The sequence below is a fragment of the Amycolatopsis rhizosphaerae genome (assembly GCF_007713715.1).
GTDB classification, from domain to species: domain Bacteria; phylum Actinomycetota; class Actinomycetes; order Mycobacteriales; family Pseudonocardiaceae; genus Amycolatopsis_E; species Amycolatopsis_E rhizosphaerae.
Window position 1 is genome coordinate 1 of record NZ_VJWX01000166.1, and the last position, 13,562, is coordinate 13,562.

Annotated in this window: 13 protein-coding genes; 6 read left to right on the top strand and 7 right to left on the bottom strand. The window is 69.7% G+C overall.

Annotated features, from left to right (window positions below; genetic code table 11):
- The coding region (locus tag FNH05_RS17700) for a ferredoxin (protein ID WP_144589763.1) at positions 1-153 on the top strand (153 nt) is incomplete at its 5' end.
- Positions 154-239: 86 nt separating this feature from the next.
- On the opposite strand, the gene FNH05_RS17705 is transcribed toward FNH05_RS17700, so the two are convergent.
- The gene (locus FNH05_RS17705) at positions 240-1,508 is read right to left on the bottom strand and encodes a cytochrome P450 (RefSeq protein WP_144589765.1); all 1,269 of its coding nucleotides are present in this window, start codon (positions 1,506-1,508) and stop codon (positions 240-242) included.
- 70 nt (positions 1,509-1,578) lie between these two features.
- Positions 1,579-4,086: a DEAD/DEAH box helicase gene (locus tag FNH05_RS17710; RefSeq protein WP_144589767.1), complete on the bottom strand. Its 2,508-nt coding sequence runs from the start codon at positions 4,084-4,086 to the stop codon at positions 1,579-1,581.
- A gap of 108 nt (positions 4,087-4,194) precedes the next feature.
- Between FNH05_RS17710 and FNH05_RS17715 the strand changes: the two genes are divergently transcribed.
- Positions 4,195-5,451: a primosomal protein gene (locus FNH05_RS17715; protein WP_144589769.1), complete on the top strand. Its 1,257-nt coding sequence runs from the start codon at positions 4,195-4,197 to the stop codon at positions 5,449-5,451.
- Here the strand turns inward: FNH05_RS17715 and FNH05_RS17720 are convergent.
- Positions 5,437-6,180 carry an amidohydrolase family protein gene (locus FNH05_RS17720; RefSeq protein ID WP_144589771.1) on the bottom strand — a complete coding sequence of 248 codons (744 nt, stop codon included), beginning with the start codon at positions 6,178-6,180 and terminating at the stop codon, positions 5,437-5,439. The two genes, FNH05_RS17715 and FNH05_RS17720, sit on opposite strands and share 15 nt — an antisense overlap.
- A 71-nt stretch (positions 6,181-6,251) precedes the next feature.
- Between FNH05_RS17720 and FNH05_RS17725 the strand changes: the two genes are divergently transcribed.
- The gene (locus FNH05_RS17725; protein ID WP_144589773.1) at positions 6,252-6,608 is read left to right on the top strand and encodes a MerR family transcriptional regulator; all 357 of its coding nucleotides are present in this window, start codon (positions 6,252-6,254) and stop codon (positions 6,606-6,608) included.
- A gap of 4 nt (positions 6,609-6,612) precedes the next feature.
- On the opposite strand, the gene FNH05_RS17730 is transcribed toward FNH05_RS17725, so the two are convergent.
- From FNH05_RS17730 to FNH05_RS17740, 3 genes are read right to left on the bottom strand one after another with little or no spacing between them, the layout of a single operon-like run.
- Positions 6,613-7,812: an MFS transporter gene (locus FNH05_RS17730; protein WP_186382595.1), complete on the bottom strand. Its 1,200-nt coding sequence runs from the start codon at positions 7,810-7,812 to the stop codon at positions 6,613-6,615.
- A gap of 48 nt (positions 7,813-7,860) precedes the next feature.
- Positions 7,861-8,562 (bottom strand): DUF998 domain-containing protein, encoded by a 702-nt coding sequence (locus FNH05_RS17735; protein WP_144589777.1) that lies wholly within the window; start codon positions 8,560-8,562, stop codon positions 7,861-7,863.
- Complete coding sequence (locus FNH05_RS17740; RefSeq protein ID WP_144589779.1) at positions 8,559-8,966, bottom strand: DUF6223 family protein; 408 nt, start codon at positions 8,964-8,966, stop codon at positions 8,559-8,561. Before FNH05_RS17740 ends, FNH05_RS17735 begins: the two co-directional genes overlap by 4 nt.
- 227 nt (positions 8,967-9,193) lie before the next feature.
- Between FNH05_RS17740 and FNH05_RS17745 the strand changes: the two genes are divergently transcribed.
- Positions 9,194-10,354 carry a sensor histidine kinase gene (locus FNH05_RS17745; RefSeq protein ID WP_186382596.1) on the top strand — a complete coding sequence of 387 codons (1,161 nt, stop codon included), beginning with the start codon at positions 9,194-9,196 and terminating at the stop codon, positions 10,352-10,354.
- Positions 10,351-11,025: a response regulator gene (locus FNH05_RS17750; protein ID WP_144589783.1), complete on the top strand. Its 675-nt coding sequence runs from the start codon at positions 10,351-10,353 to the stop codon at positions 11,023-11,025. Before FNH05_RS17745 ends, FNH05_RS17750 begins: the two co-directional genes overlap by 4 nt.
- Positions 11,026-11,172: 147 nt before the next feature.
- Here FNH05_RS17750 and FNH05_RS17755 read toward each other — a convergent pair whose 3' ends face one another.
- A complete protein-coding gene (locus FNH05_RS17755) occupies positions 11,173-12,273 on the bottom strand; it encodes an adenosine deaminase (RefSeq protein ID WP_144589785.1) in 1,101 nt (366 codons plus the stop codon).
- 198 nt (positions 12,274-12,471) lie between these two features.
- Between FNH05_RS17755 and FNH05_RS17760 the strand changes: the two genes are divergently transcribed.
- A complete protein-coding gene (locus tag FNH05_RS17760; RefSeq protein WP_186382597.1) occupies positions 12,472-13,560 on the top strand; it encodes a PA containing protein in 1,089 nt (362 codons plus the stop codon).
- The last annotated feature ends 2 nt before the right edge of the window (positions 13,561-13,562 follow it).

Consider the following 13,562-nt stretch of genomic DNA (forward strand, 5'->3'; position numbering starts at 1 on the left):
GGTCAGTGCGTGCTCACCGACCCCGACGTGTTCGACCAGAGCGACGAGGACGGCACCGTCGTCGTCCTCGTCGAGCGGCCGGACGATCTGGAGAAGGTCCGGGAGGCCGTGCACATCTGCCCCAGCCAGGCCCTCTCCCTCGTCGAGGACTGAGCGGCGGCGCGTGCACGCGGTGCCGTGAAGGGTCCCTTCACAGTCGATTCGACTGTGAAGGGACCCTTCACGGCAAACCGCGGCTGCTAGCGGACGTGGACCGGGAGCGTGTCGAGGCCGTAGACGACGGAGGTCGCGCGGTAGGACAGCTCTCCCGGCTCGACGGCGAGGCGCAGTTCCGGGAAACGCCGCACCAACGCCGGGTACGCGATGCGCAACTCCATGCGTGCCAGTTCCGCACCGATGCAGCGGTGCGCGCCCCACCCGAAGGCCAGATGCTGCGCGGGCTCACGGCGCGGATCGAAATCCTCCATTTCGGACCCGAGCACGGCATCGCGGTTGGCCCCGCTCAGGGACACGAACACCACGTCGCCCGCCTTGACCCGCACGCCACCGACGTCGAGATCCTCCTTGGCGAAACGGGGGAACGCCACCTGCACGACGGTGAGGTACCGCAGCAGTTCCTCCACGAAGCCGTTGATCGCCTCGTCCTCGTCGCGCACGAGGTCGAAAGTGGACGGATCGCTCAGCAGCGCGATGGCACCGAGCGCCAGCATGCTGGCCGTGGTTTCCAGGCCACCGGTGAGCACCCCGTCGGCCAGACCTGCCAGCTCCCGGTCGGAGATCTCGTCGCCGTGCTCCTTGACGAGCATGCCGAGCAGCCCGTCCCCCGGCGATTCCCGCTGCTTCTTCACGATGTCGAGCAGGTACGACAGCGACTCGGAGATCGCGCCGAACGAAGCACCCGCACCGGCGAACAGATCGAACCGCGCGGTGCTCAGCCGCTGGAAGTCCGCGCGATCCTCGTAGGAAACCCCGAGCAGCTCGCAGATCGTCAACGACGGGATGGGAAACGCGAAGGACTGCACGAGATCCACCGGACCCTCACTCGCAGCCATCGCGTCGAGCTGATCTCCGACGATTTCCTGAATGCGCGGGGTGAGCCTGGCGAGCCGGCGCATCGTGAATTCCGGGGTGAGCAGTTTCCGCAACCGGGTGTGATCGGGCGGATCCGCGAAACCGAGTCCACCCGGGTTCTGCTCGGCCGACATTCCGGCCGTGCCGACCAGGTTCGTGTAGTCGTTGCTGAACTTCCCCGTCGCCGCCAGCACCTCCTTGGCCTCGGCATACCCGGTGACCAGCCAGGCACGCAGGCCGAAGGGCAGCCGCAGCGAAGCGACCGGTTCGGTGTCGCGCCTGCCCGCCAGTTCGGGCACCGGATCCAATCCGTTCCGGCGCAACGGCATCAGCGTGGAATCGGGCAGCAGGGAAAGCAGATCGACGCCCTTTTTCTGCTTTCGTTCGATGTATCTGCGCCCCAACCACGCAATGACGCGCGTGCGAAGATCGCTCATACCCGGGATGCTACACGGACCCACCTGAGGATCAGTGGAACAGCGGAATTCGCGGTCCGGATCGCTGTGCTCAGAGCTGGTCGACGGCGGTGATGCGGAGGACGGCGGCGCCTGCTTCGTCGGAGGCCGGGAGGTCGACCTCCGCGCTGATCCCCCAGTCGTGATCGCCCGCGGGGTCGTCGAAGATCTGCCGCACCCGCCACACCGGCGGTTCCTTCTCGATGATGAGCAGCGCCGGGCCCCGCGCGTCGGGGCCGATGCCGATCTCGTCGTGTTCCTCGAAGTACGGCTCCAGCGCGGCTTCCCATTCGACCGCGTCCCAGCCCGAACCCGCGTCCAGCTCGCCCAGTTCCTCGTAGGCACCGCGTGCCGCGAACTCGACCCGCCGGAACAGCTCGTTGCGCACCAGCACCCGGAAGGCGCGTTCGTTCGCGGTGACCGGCGGCGGTCCCTGCGGCAGTTGCGGGGCGTGCAGGCCTTCCACCTCGCCGGGATGCCGCAGTGCCTCCCACTCGTCCAGCAGGCTCGAATCGACCTGCCGCACCAGCTCACCCAGCCAGGCGATGAGGTCCTGCAACGGTTCCGTCTTCGCCTCGTCGGGCACGGTGTGCCGCAGGGCGTCGTAGGAGTCCGCCAGGTACCGCAGCACCAGTCCCTCCGAGCGCGCCAGCGAGTAGAAGTTCACGTACTCGACGAAGTTCATCGCCCGCTCGTACATGTCCCGCACGACCGACTTCGGTGACAACTCGTAGTCGGCGACCCAGGGGTGGCCGCGCTTGTAGGTCTCGTACGCCGCGTGCAGCAGCTCTTCCATCGGCTTCGGGTAGGTGACCTCGTCGAGCATCGCCATGCGCTCGTCGTACTCCATGCCCTCGGCCTTCATCGCCGCCACGGCCTCGCCCCTGGCCTTGAACTGCTGCTGCGACAGCACCGGGCGCGGATCGTCCACAGTGGACTCGATGACGGACACCACGTCGAGCGGGTAGCCCGGCGCTTCGGGGTCGAGCAGGTCGATGGCGGCCAGCGCGAACGGCGACAGCGGCTGGTTCAGCGCGAAGTCGAACTGCAGGTCCACGGTGAGCCGGACGGTCCGGCCCTCCTCGTCCGGCTCGTCGAGCCGTTCCACCACGCCCGCGGCGAGCAGCGCCCGGTAGATCGCGATGGCGCGGAGGATGTGCCTGCGCTGGGCGGGCCGGTCCTCGTGGTTGTCCTCCAGCAGGTGCCGCATGTGCTCGAAGGCGTTGCCCGGCCGCGAGATCACGTTGAGCAGCATCGAGTGGCTCACCCGGAAGCTGGAGGTCAGCGGCTCCGGCGGCGAGGCGATCAACCGCTCGAAGGTGCTCTCCGTCCAGTTCACGAAACCCTCGGGCGCCTTCTTCCGGACGATCTTGCGCTTCTTCTTCGGATCGTCGCCCGCCTTCTCCAGCGCCTTCGCGTTCTCCACCACGTGATCGGGCGCCTGCACCACCACGTACCCGTCGGTGTCGAACCCGGCACGGCCCGCGCGCCCGGCGATCTGGTGGAATTCGCGGGCCTTCAGGTGCCGCTGGCGGACGCCGTCGTACTTCGTGAGCGCCGAGAACACCACCGTCCTGATCGGCACGTTGATGCCGACGCCGAGGGTGTCGGTCCCGCAGATCACCTTCAACAGGCCCGACTGCGCCAGTTGTTCGACCAGCCGCCGGTACTTGGGCAGCATGCCGGCGTGGTGCACGCCGATGCCGTGCCGCACCAGCCGGGACAGCGTCTTGCCGAACCCCGCCGAGAACCGGAAGTCGCCGACCGCCTCGGCGATCGCGTCCTTCTCCGCGCGGGTGGTCACGTTGATGCTCATCAGCGCCTGGGCCCGCTCCACGGCGGCGGCCTGCGAGAAGTGCACCACGTAGACCGGCGCCTGCCCGCCGTGGAGCAGCTCCGACATGGTCTCGTGCAGCGGAGTGAGCGCGTAGCGGTAGGTGAGCGGCACCGGCCGCTGTGCGGAGGTGACCACCGCGGTGGGCCGCCCCGTGCGCCGGGCGAGGTCCTTCTCGAAGAAGGAAACGTCGCCCAGCGTGGCCGACATGAGCACGAACTGTGCCTGCGGCAGTTCGAGCAGCGGCACCTGCCACGCCCAGCCGCGGTCGGGCTCCGAGTAGAAGTGGAACTCGTCGGCCACCACCTGGCCGACCGGGGCGTCCGCACCGAACCGCAACGCGATGTTCGCCAGGATTTCCGCCGTGCAGCAGATGATCGGCGCGTCCGGGTTGACGTTGGAGTCCCCGGTCATCATGCCGACGTTCTCCGCGCCGAAGATGTCGATCAGCGCGAAGAACTTCTCCGAGACCAGCGCCTTGATCGGCGCGGTGTAGTAACTGCGCTTGCCCTGCGCCATGGCAGTGAAGTGCGCACCGACCGCGACCAGGCTCTTCCCCGATCCGGTCGGCGTGGACAGGATGACGTTCGCCCCCGAGACGACCTCGATCAGCGCCTCTTCCTGAGCCGGGTACAGCTCGAGGCCCCGATCGGCCGTCCAGGTGGAAAACGCCTCGAACAGGGTGTCGGGATCAGGATGCGCTGGTAGGAGATCTGCGAGTGTCATTATGTCTCCATCGTGCCATCCCCGGCGGCACAGGGCGTGGGGCCCATCGCGGCCCGGCCCGCAAACCCGTAGGCTTCGCACACACAGGTGGTAATCCGGAGGGCTGGCATGGCACAGGACATCGTCCCGATCGAACTCGGGTTGCCGCAGGGGGACCTGGTGACCCTCTGGGCTCCGCGCTGGCGGGAAGACGGCGAGGAATGGGAGGCCTTCCTCGGCGACGGCGACGATCTGTACGCCTTCCCGGACGCCGCGCATCTGGCCGCGTACGTCCGCACCGCCGAGCAGCACGACCTCATCGACCACCCGGCCTGGTCGGCGGTTCCCGCGCTGAACGTGCCGGAGCTGATCCCCGACGACGACCACTCCTACGACCTCGTCGGGGTGCCCGAACTGGTCGCCGAGGACCCGGACTCGTGGACGATCAGCGAACTGGCCGAGATCGTCGGCATCGTGCGTTCGCTGGCGGACGTGTGCGAGCTCGACGAGGTCCACGAGGTCCTCGACGCCACCGAGGGTTTCTCGCTGCTCGAACAGGGCCGCCTGCCCTTCACCGGGCGCGAGGGCGAGCGGCTGTGGACCGATCTGTCCGAAGCGGTGTCGGAGAAGTGGGACATCGTGCTCGACGCGATCGACGGGCTGATCACCGTCCCCGAGGTCGACGCGACGGTGCTGGAGCAGACCGCCGAGGAGCTGGCGGCGTTCCTGGAGGAGTCCGCCGAGTCCGAGGCCGGTGTCGACACCGAGGCCGAGGAGCTGGACGAGGAGCTCACCGCCGCGGACGACGACGAGGAGGACGAGGCCCCGACCGGCTTCTGGGCCGAGGTCGGCATCGACCCGATCAAGATCATCACCAACGAGCGCGAGTACTACACGCTCCGGTGCTACCTGGACGACGAGCCCGTCTTCCTCGGCCGGGACGGCCGGATCGACGTCTGGACCTCCCCGAAGGCGCTCGCGCGCAAGCTGGCCGACGCCAACGAGTTCGCCGAGGCCGACCTGGCCGAGGTGTCCACTTGGGACGATGTGCTGGCCAGTGCCACCGCGGGTGAGCTGGAGATCGAGGTCGACGCGGACAACACCTACGTGCTGGCCGGTCTCGCCGAGGACATCGCCGATGGCACCGATTCGATCGACCCGACCCAGCTGGAACTGGCGGTGGAACTGCTCACCGACGCCGCGGACTGGGCCGGCGACGAGAGCGTCGGCAACGCACTGTCCACTTCGGAAAGCCTCGGCTGGCTGGTGTCGTTCGTGCTCCGGCCGGACCCGAACCGGCTCGCGCCGAGCGCCCCGTTCGACGGTGAGCAGAGCGAGTGGCGCAAGCTGGTCGAGTCCTTCGAAGCCCGCCTAGAGGTTCACTAGCCGGACGATGGTGCCGCCGAGCACCAGATCGCGGACCTCGCCGGGCGAGGTGACGCGCTCGACCATGGCGCGGGCGAGCACCGGGTCGCCGTAGGGCGCGTCGGAGCCGAAAAGGGTGCGCTCGGGCAGTTCCGCGATGGCGATCCGGACCGCGAACACGATGTTCGCGGTGGACAGTTCGAGGTACAGGCTGGGCACGTCGCGTGCCAGCTCGATGGCGTCCATCCAGTGCGCGCCACCGAGCTGGCTCACCACGAGCGGCACCCTCGGGTAGCGGCGGGCGAGCGCGGCCAGCGTGTGCAGGTCCTTGCGGGTGGTGGGCGCGGCGCCGTGCACGACCACGGGAAGCCCGCCGCGGTCGGCCGCGGCGCGTAGCACCGGTTCGACCGTTTCCGCCCGGTCCGGCGGCGGGGTCAGCTCCCCGATCCCGCGCAGCCCTTCGACGTCGGGCTCGGTCAGGGAAACCTTGGCGAAGGGCAGGAAGCGGTCCGGATAGGCACGTGCCGCCCGCTCCCACTCCCGGACCGCGGCCTCCCGCGGTGCCGCTTCGTCACCTTCGAGGGTGCGTGTCAGCGCGTCCATCTCACGGCGCAGCGAGGCAAGGTCCACCGCACGCTCGGGATGGGGACGGGTGCCGAACAGAACCGCCTTGTCGACACCGGCTTCGTCCAGTGCGGCGATCTGGAGCTCCACCGGGTCGTGGACATGACTGTGCGCGTCGATGATCAAGGTCTCTCCTGGGGCCGGAATCGCTGGGTCGGTCCGAGTGTTGATCCCTGACACCGTGGGAGGGTCAAGTCATGCTGATCGGTGAACTGGCGCGCCGCACGGCCACGAGCGAGCGGCTGCTGCGGCACTACGAACGGACCGGTCTGCTGACCGCGCGGCGGCGCGAGAACGGCTACCGGGACTACGAGGAAGACGCCGAAGCGCGCGTCCGGCAGATCCGCGCGCTGCTCGCGGCCGGGCTGCCGACCCGGGTGATCCGCCAGGTCCTCCCCTGCGCGTATCCGGACGGCTCGCTCGACGCCTGCCCTGGCACCCTGGACACCCTGCGCGAGCGGCTCGCCGTCCTGGACCGCCAGGCCGCCGAGCTCGACACCGCCCGTGATCTCCTTCGCCGCACCATCGCCACCACCGAGGCGCGGGTCCGGTAACCGCTTACTCGCGCGCGGCCTCTTCGGCCTTGACCGGGGTCAGGCCGACGGCGAGGACGGGGAAGATCGCCGCCACGCAGAACGCCGGCGCGTACCGCGAGTCCCCGATGACCAGGCCCAGCAGCGGCGGGGTCAGCGAAGCCGCGAGGTTCTGCGCGGTGTTCTGCGCGCCCATCGCCCGCCCGGCCCAGGAGATCCCGGCCAGTTCGGCCGAGGCGGTGAAGCCCAGGCCGTTGTCCGCGACCGTGATCACCGCCGCCAGGGCCAGCGCCAGCAGGACGACCCACGGCCAGGTCGCATCCCCCACCGCGACCAGCAGCATCACCGCGGCGGCGGCCACCGCGAGCAGCCGCATCGGCCGCAGCCTGCTGCCCACGCGGTCCGACCAGTAGCCCGAACCCAGCCTGCCGAGCGCGCCCAGGACCTGCACCCCGGCGAGGAACCAGCCCGCGGCCAGCGGATCCCAGTGCTGCTTCGATTCCAGGTAGACCGGCGCGAACGCGGACACCGCGAACTGGGGCACCACCAGCAGGGCGCTCGCCCCGTGCAACCGCCACAGAGCGGGTTTCCGGTAGGGCGAGGCCGCCTTGGGCGCGCCGGACGCACGCCCCGGCCGGGGCGGGTCGAGCACCAGCCAGGCCACCAGGACGGCGACCACCAGGGCGAACACCCCGGGGAACAGCAAGGCGGCGTGGAATCCCCAGCGTTGCGCCAGTGGGGGCAGCGCGAGCGCGGCGACGCCCACCCCCAGGGGTTGCGCCGTTTGCCGGATGCCCATCGCGATACCGCGCTCCCGGACTCCGAACCAGCCCATCACGGCGCGGCCGCTCGCGGCGTTGACGCTGGCCGTGCTCGCCCCGGCCAGCAGGAACAGCGCGAACAGCCCGGGCAACGGTGGCGCCGCGATCCCGGTGACCAGCAGCAGGATCCCGGAGACGCCCAGCCCGATCGCCATCACCAGGCGCTCACCGTAGCGATCGGCCACGGCTCCCCACGCGATCAGCGTGAACAGCAGCCCGATGCTGGGCGCGGCGACCACGGCACCGGCCTGGGCCAGGGTCAGTCCCTCTGCCTCCCGCATCCGTGAGACCAGGAACGGGATGCCGTAGAGGAAGGAGCAACTCGCGGTCTGGGCGGCGAGGCCCAGCGCGAGGATGCCCCAGCGCCGTTTGCTTTGCGTACCCGCCGCGACCGCGTGCCCCATTCCACCAACCATCCCAGTATGTGAGAATTATGTCTTACATCTTGGACGCTACTGGGGACGAGCGGCTCCACGCAACGTGTTTCTCGTCGTGAACAGGTGCGTGGCGAAGGCGAAGGCCCAGACCCAGGTGAGACCTAGGGGCGCGAAGAAGACCAGCCTGACCATCGGGTTGCCGGTGACGTCAGCGCCGGGGGCCAGCGGGTTGTGGGCCGCGAGCATGACGGCGCCCAGGACGGGGACGGCGGCCACCGTGAACCAGGCCCAGGCCCGGCGCCCTTCGGCGGCGAACGACCACGCGATCACCAGGCTCGCCATGGTGAGGACGAGATAGCCGCCCCCGCGTGCGCCTTGGTGCACGATGCCGTGCCAGGTGGTCCGCACCATCTCCGGGGTCGTTCCGGCCGGGAAGCCGGGCTGCGGGTCCGAGGGGAAGATGCCGCCGACCATGATGGCGACGCCGTACAGCCCGAGCAGTCGCGCCCCCCACGCGGCGAAACGACCCGTGCGCAGTACCCGGCTCACCCCGACCGCGAAGAGCACCATCAGCACTCCGGTCAGCAGCCCGTTTGTCCTCTGGAGCCACCCGAGGTCACCGGTGGTCATGACGTTGAAGGTGTGCACCCTCGGGTCGAAGCCGTCGCGCGTCAGCCCCTGGACCAGCGTCACCACCACGTACAGGGGACCGGCCACGACGCCGCACGCCAGCAACGAACGGGTCGCGCGTGCCGACCTCACCCCGGTGGTCGTCATCGCGTCACCTCCGCCATCTCCCGGGCAGTGACGCGGCGGGCGCGGGCCAGGGCCGTCCCGCCGAGGATGATCGCGATCAGCCCCAGCACCAGTGCCCCGGCGGCCCCCACGACTCCGTTGCCGGTGCCGGGACCACCGTCGGCGACGGCCAGGGTCAGCGCGCCGTTGACCCCGGCGATCAGCCCCGCCGCCAGTGCGACGACGGCTCCCCTTCTTCCGCCGTTGCCGATGCGACGGGCGGAGCGAACCAGCGCTACGACGCCGATGACCACGCCGGCCAGCGCCAGGAGCGCGGCCGCGGAGGCCCACATTCGCTCGGGGGTGAAGCCGTACGGGCCGGGGGCGGCGGACTGGACCAGGACGTGCGCGGCCTCCGGTGGGGCAAGCACAAATCGGACGGACATGAGGTGCTCCTTTTCCTCCCTCGACGGGACCTGCGAGGGCTGGTCCGATCCTTTCGGCCGGGCCGTTGCCCGTCGTCCCGCGAACGCGGACAGTTCACGCTGCCGCGGATGCCGTACTCGGCTGCCGCAAGCACCGCAGGAGCCACGGAACTACCGCGTGCGCGGTAAGCGGCTGATCATCCGAGCGGAGGAGTCGCCCCCGCGAAAAGCTGGCTAGGGTGCGGGGTGTGCGCAAGGGTCCGATCGGTGTCGGGGACTGGTTGATCGCCGTCGGCGTGGCGGCGACGCTGCTGGTCACCGGGCTGTCCGAGCAGGCCCCGGCCACGGGTCCCGCCCCGCTGGGCTACGCGTTGCTGATCACTGGCGGGCTGGCGCTGGCCGCGCGCCGTCGGGCTCCGGTTGTCGTGCTGGCCGTGACCGGGTTGTGCGCACTCGGCTACCAGGCCGCCGGTTTCGGCGTGCCTGTCGTCGCGTACCTGTTCGCCGTGTACGCCACGATGAGGGCGGGACACCGGGTCGTCACGGTGGCGGGTTCGGTGCTCATGATCGCCGCGCTCCCGTTCGCGGCCCTGGTCTCCCTGCACGACCTGAGCAAGGCGTACGCACAGTCCCGAGGCGCCCTCGAACTGGCGTGGCTGGTCGCCGCCGGTGCGGCGGGTGAGGCGCTGCGGCAGGCCGAGCGTCGCGCGGAGGAGGCCGAACGCACCCGTGAGGAGACCGCGCGGCGCCGTGCCGACGAGGAGCGGCTGCACATCGCGCGGGAGCTGCACGATTCGCTGACCCACCAGATCTCGGTCATCAAGGTGCAGGCCGAAGCGGCGGTCCACCTCGCCCGCAAGCGTGGCGAACAGGTGCCGGAGGCGCTGCTGGCGATCCGGGAAGCCGGTCGTGAGGCGACTCGGGAACTGCGCGCCACCCTGGGAGCACTGCGCAGCGACACGAACCCTGACGACGACAACGACGGCATGAGCCCGTCGCATGGGATCGATCACGTGCCGGGGCTGGTGGCACAGGCCCGTACGACCGGCCTGGACGCGACACTGGCCATCGAGGGACGCCGGCGTGCCATACCGGCCGCGGTGGATCGCACCGCCTACCGGATCGTCCAGGAGTCACTCACGAACATCGCCCGTCACGCGGACGCCACGACGGCGTCGGTCCGGATCGACTACCGTCCCGACGCCCTTGCCATCCGGGTCGATGACGACGGCAGGGCCACTCCGGACACCGCGCCGGTGCCCGGCAGGGTGTCCGGAGTGGGGTTGCTCGGGATGCGCGAAAGAGTCACCGCCCTCGGGGGTCGCCTCCGCGCGGAACCGCGCGGCGGTGGTGGCTTCACCGTCCACGCCGAACTCCCCGTGGACCGGACACCGGACCGCACGTCGTGATCCGTGTCCTGTTGGTCGACGACCAGCCACTCATCCGCAGCGGGTTCCGCGCGTTCCTCGACGCGGAAGACGACATCGAGGTCGTGGCCGAGGCCGGGGACGGGAGCGAGGGCCTGAGGCTGGCCCGGCAGCACTTACCGGACATCGCGCTCGTCGATGTCCAGATGCCGGTCGTCGACGGTATCGAGACGACCCGGCGCATCGCCGCGGATCCGGCCCTGGCCGGCCTCCACGTCGTCATCCTCACGAACTACGGCTTGGACGAATACGTTTTCCAAGCGCTGCGCGCCGGCGCCGCCGGGTTCCTCGTCAAGGACATCCAGCCGGAGGACTTCCTGCACGCCATCCGTGTCGCCGCTCGCGGCGACGCCCTGCTCGCCCCGTCGATCACCCGCAGACTGATCGATCGGTACGTCACCCAGCCGTTCGCCACCGGCGGCGGCACCTCCACCGGTGCGGTGCTGGGGCGGCTGACCAACCGTGAACGTGAGGCCGTGGCCCTGGTCGCGCGGGGACTGTCCAACGACGAGATCGCCGACCGCATGGTGATCAGCCCGATGACCGCGAAAACCCACATCAACCGGGCCATGACCAAGCTCCACGCCCGCGACCGCGCCCAACTCGTCGTCATTGCCTACGAATCGGGCCTGGTAACCCCCCGCAGCCCCTGACGGGCGCGGACAGAACCACACGGTCCGGGCTTGACGATGCCTGTCCGAGGGGCGCCCTCCCCGACCCCGGCGCGACGCCCGCCGCCCGGGTCACCGTGGGACCCGGGCGCGCCCGCACCGTATTTCTCGTCGTGAATAGCGGGTTTTCTAGGCCGAGACGAACGGCGCGTAGCCGGGCTTGATCACGTTGTTGATCAGGTCCAGCCGCTGATCGAAATCGAGGAAGGCGGACTTCATCGCGTTGATCGTGAACCACTGGAGATCGTCCCAGCCATAGCCGAACGTCTCGGCCAGCGCGGCGAACTCACTCGACATCGAGCAGCCGCTCATCAGCCGGTTGTCCGTGTTCACGGTGACCCGGAAGTGCAGCCGCGCCAGCAGGCCGATCGGGTGCTCGGCGATGGAGGCGGCGGCGCCGGTCTGCACGTTCGACGACGGGCAGATCTCCAATGGGATCCGGCGGTCGCGGACATAGGCGGCCAGCCTGCCCAGCCGCACCGTCCCGTCCGGACCCGTTTCGATGTCGTCCACAATGCGCACGCCATGGCCAAGCCGTTCCGCGCCGCAATGCTGGATGGCCTCCCAAATGGAGGCCAGTCCGAAGGCCTCGCCGGCGTGAATCGTGAAATGCGCGTTATTGGTCCGCAAATATTCGAAAGCGTCGAGATTGCGGGTCGGCGGGAATCCGGCTTCGGGACCGGCGATGTCGAATCCCACCACTCCGCCGTCCCGGTAACGCACCGCGAGCTCGGCTATCTCCAGTGCGCGAGCATGCTGACGCATCGCACACAAGAGAGTACCCATTCGGATGAATTTTCCCCGTTTGGCTGCTCGACGCTCACCCTCCGCGAAACCGGCCTGAACGGCCTCGACCACGGCCTCCAGCGACAGCCCCCGTTCGACGAACAACTCGGGCGCATAGCGCACCTCGGCGTAGACCACGCCGTCCGCCGCCAGGTCCTCCACCGCTTCGGCGGCCACCCTGACCAGGGCGTCCTCGGTCTGCATCACTCCGCACGTGTGCGCGAAGGTCTCCAGGTACGACTCCAGCGACCCCGAATCCGCCGCCTCCCGGAACCATTTGCCCAGTTCATCGACCTCGCTGGAGGGCAGACCGGAGTACCCGTGTGCCTCCGCCAACTCGAGCACGGTGCGCGGTCGCAGCCCGCCGTCCAGGTGATCGTGGAGTAACACCTTGGGCACAGTCCGAAGGGATTCCAAGGTCATCGAGGGGGTCTCCGAGGTCATGCCGTCCACCGTACCCAGCGGCCCCGCCGCCGATGGCCGACGACGCTCGGCGCGGCTCCCGCCATCGGTGTCCGGAGAATGACCGGGGCACGGCACACCGCCCCCGCACACCTTTACGGGGGTGATACCCAACCCAATTCCGCAATGGATAAGCTTCGCTCCACGTCCCTTCTTTCCCCGCCGACGAAGGACATCGAAGTGACCACTGACAATCACATTGGAGCTCCGTCCTTCGACCGGATGCGCAACATGCTGGTGCGCGCGGCCGAAGTACGCGAGAGCGAGCAGCAGCAGATCTTCGACGCGCTCGACGACATCTACGCGCGTCTGGCGCCGGTGGACTCACTCGGTGCCGTGCGGAAGCGCCTGTCCGAGCTGCCCGACCGGACCGAGGTCGGTGTTCTCGCCGAGCGCCTCGACGAGGCGATGACGAAGCTCGAGGCCCAGGACAACGCGATCGCGGACCTCGCTCGTGCGGTGGAAAGCATCGTCGACAAGCTGGCGAAGCCGTTCGCGCAGCTCGACGGCAGGCTCGACGGCGTGGCCGCCCGGTTCGAGGGCGTCGCGGGACGGATGGACGGCCTCGAGGACAAGCTGGCGAGCATCCACCGGCGCCTCGACGAGCTGAACGCGCACCTGGACAAGCAGGACAGCAAGCTCGACGCGCTGCCCGCCGCCGTGCAGGGACCGCTCAAGGAGCGCCTCGAACTGGCCGAGTCGACGCTGCGGGAGCGCATCGACACCGGCGACGCCGACCTCAAGGCCCGCGTCGAGGCGCTCGACGGGGCGACCCGCGAACGGATCGACGGAGCCACCCAGGCGCTGCGCACCGCGCTCGAGGAGACCGGCGAGATGGTCGACTCCTCCTCGCGGCTGGAGCAGATCACCAACCGGCTCGACCAGGTCACCGGCCGCCTCGACGACCTGACCGGCCGGATCGACAAGGTCGAGGACGGCATCAACGCGCAGTTCGGCGACCTCGGCGGCACGGTGAAGGGCGCTTTCTCGCGGGTGGAGAACACGCTCTCCGTCCAGCCCGACACCGAGTCGGTGAGCTCGCTGGTGCGCCGCCACAACGAGGAGTCCGAGCGCCGCATCGGCGGTCAGCTCGACGAGGCGATGGCGACCTTCGCGGAGCTGATGCTCGGCGGGGGCCCCGCGGTGCCGCAGATCGCCGCGCCCGCCCCGAACCCGCGCCAGCCGCGCCGCGCCCGCAACGGCCGCGCCCCCAAGGGCCCGGAGATCAAGGGCAAGACCGAGACCGGCGACGAGTCCAGCGAGTCCTGACC

Coding starts and splice junctions, on each gene's coding strand:
- FNH05_RS17735 (WP_144589777.1), bottom strand. CDS start 8,562: ATGACGACCACCGGGGTGAGGTCGGCACGCGCGACCCGTTCGTTGCTG.
- FNH05_RS17725 (WP_144589773.1), top strand. CDS start 6,252: ATGCTGATCGGTGAACTGGCGCGCCGCACGGCCACGAGCGAGCGGCTG.
- FNH05_RS17730 (WP_186382595.1), bottom strand. CDS start 7,812: ATGGGGCACGCGGTCGCGGCGGGTACGCAAAGCAAACGGCGCTGGGGC.
- FNH05_RS17705 (WP_144589765.1), bottom strand. CDS start 1,508: ATGAGCGATCTTCGCACGCGCGTCATTGCGTGGTTGGGGCGCAGATAC.
- FNH05_RS17740 (WP_144589779.1), bottom strand. CDS start 8,966: ATGTCCGTCCGATTTGTGCTTGCCCCACCGGAGGCCGCGCACGTCCTG.
- FNH05_RS17710 (WP_144589767.1), bottom strand. CDS start 4,086: ATGACACTCGCAGATCTCCTACCAGCGCATCCTGATCCCGACACCCTG.
- FNH05_RS17755 (WP_144589785.1), bottom strand. CDS start 12,273: ATGACCTCGGAGACCCCCTCGATGACCTTGGAATCCCTTCGGACTGTG.
- FNH05_RS17715 (WP_144589769.1), top strand. CDS start 4,195: ATGGCACAGGACATCGTCCCGATCGAACTCGGGTTGCCGCAGGGGGAC.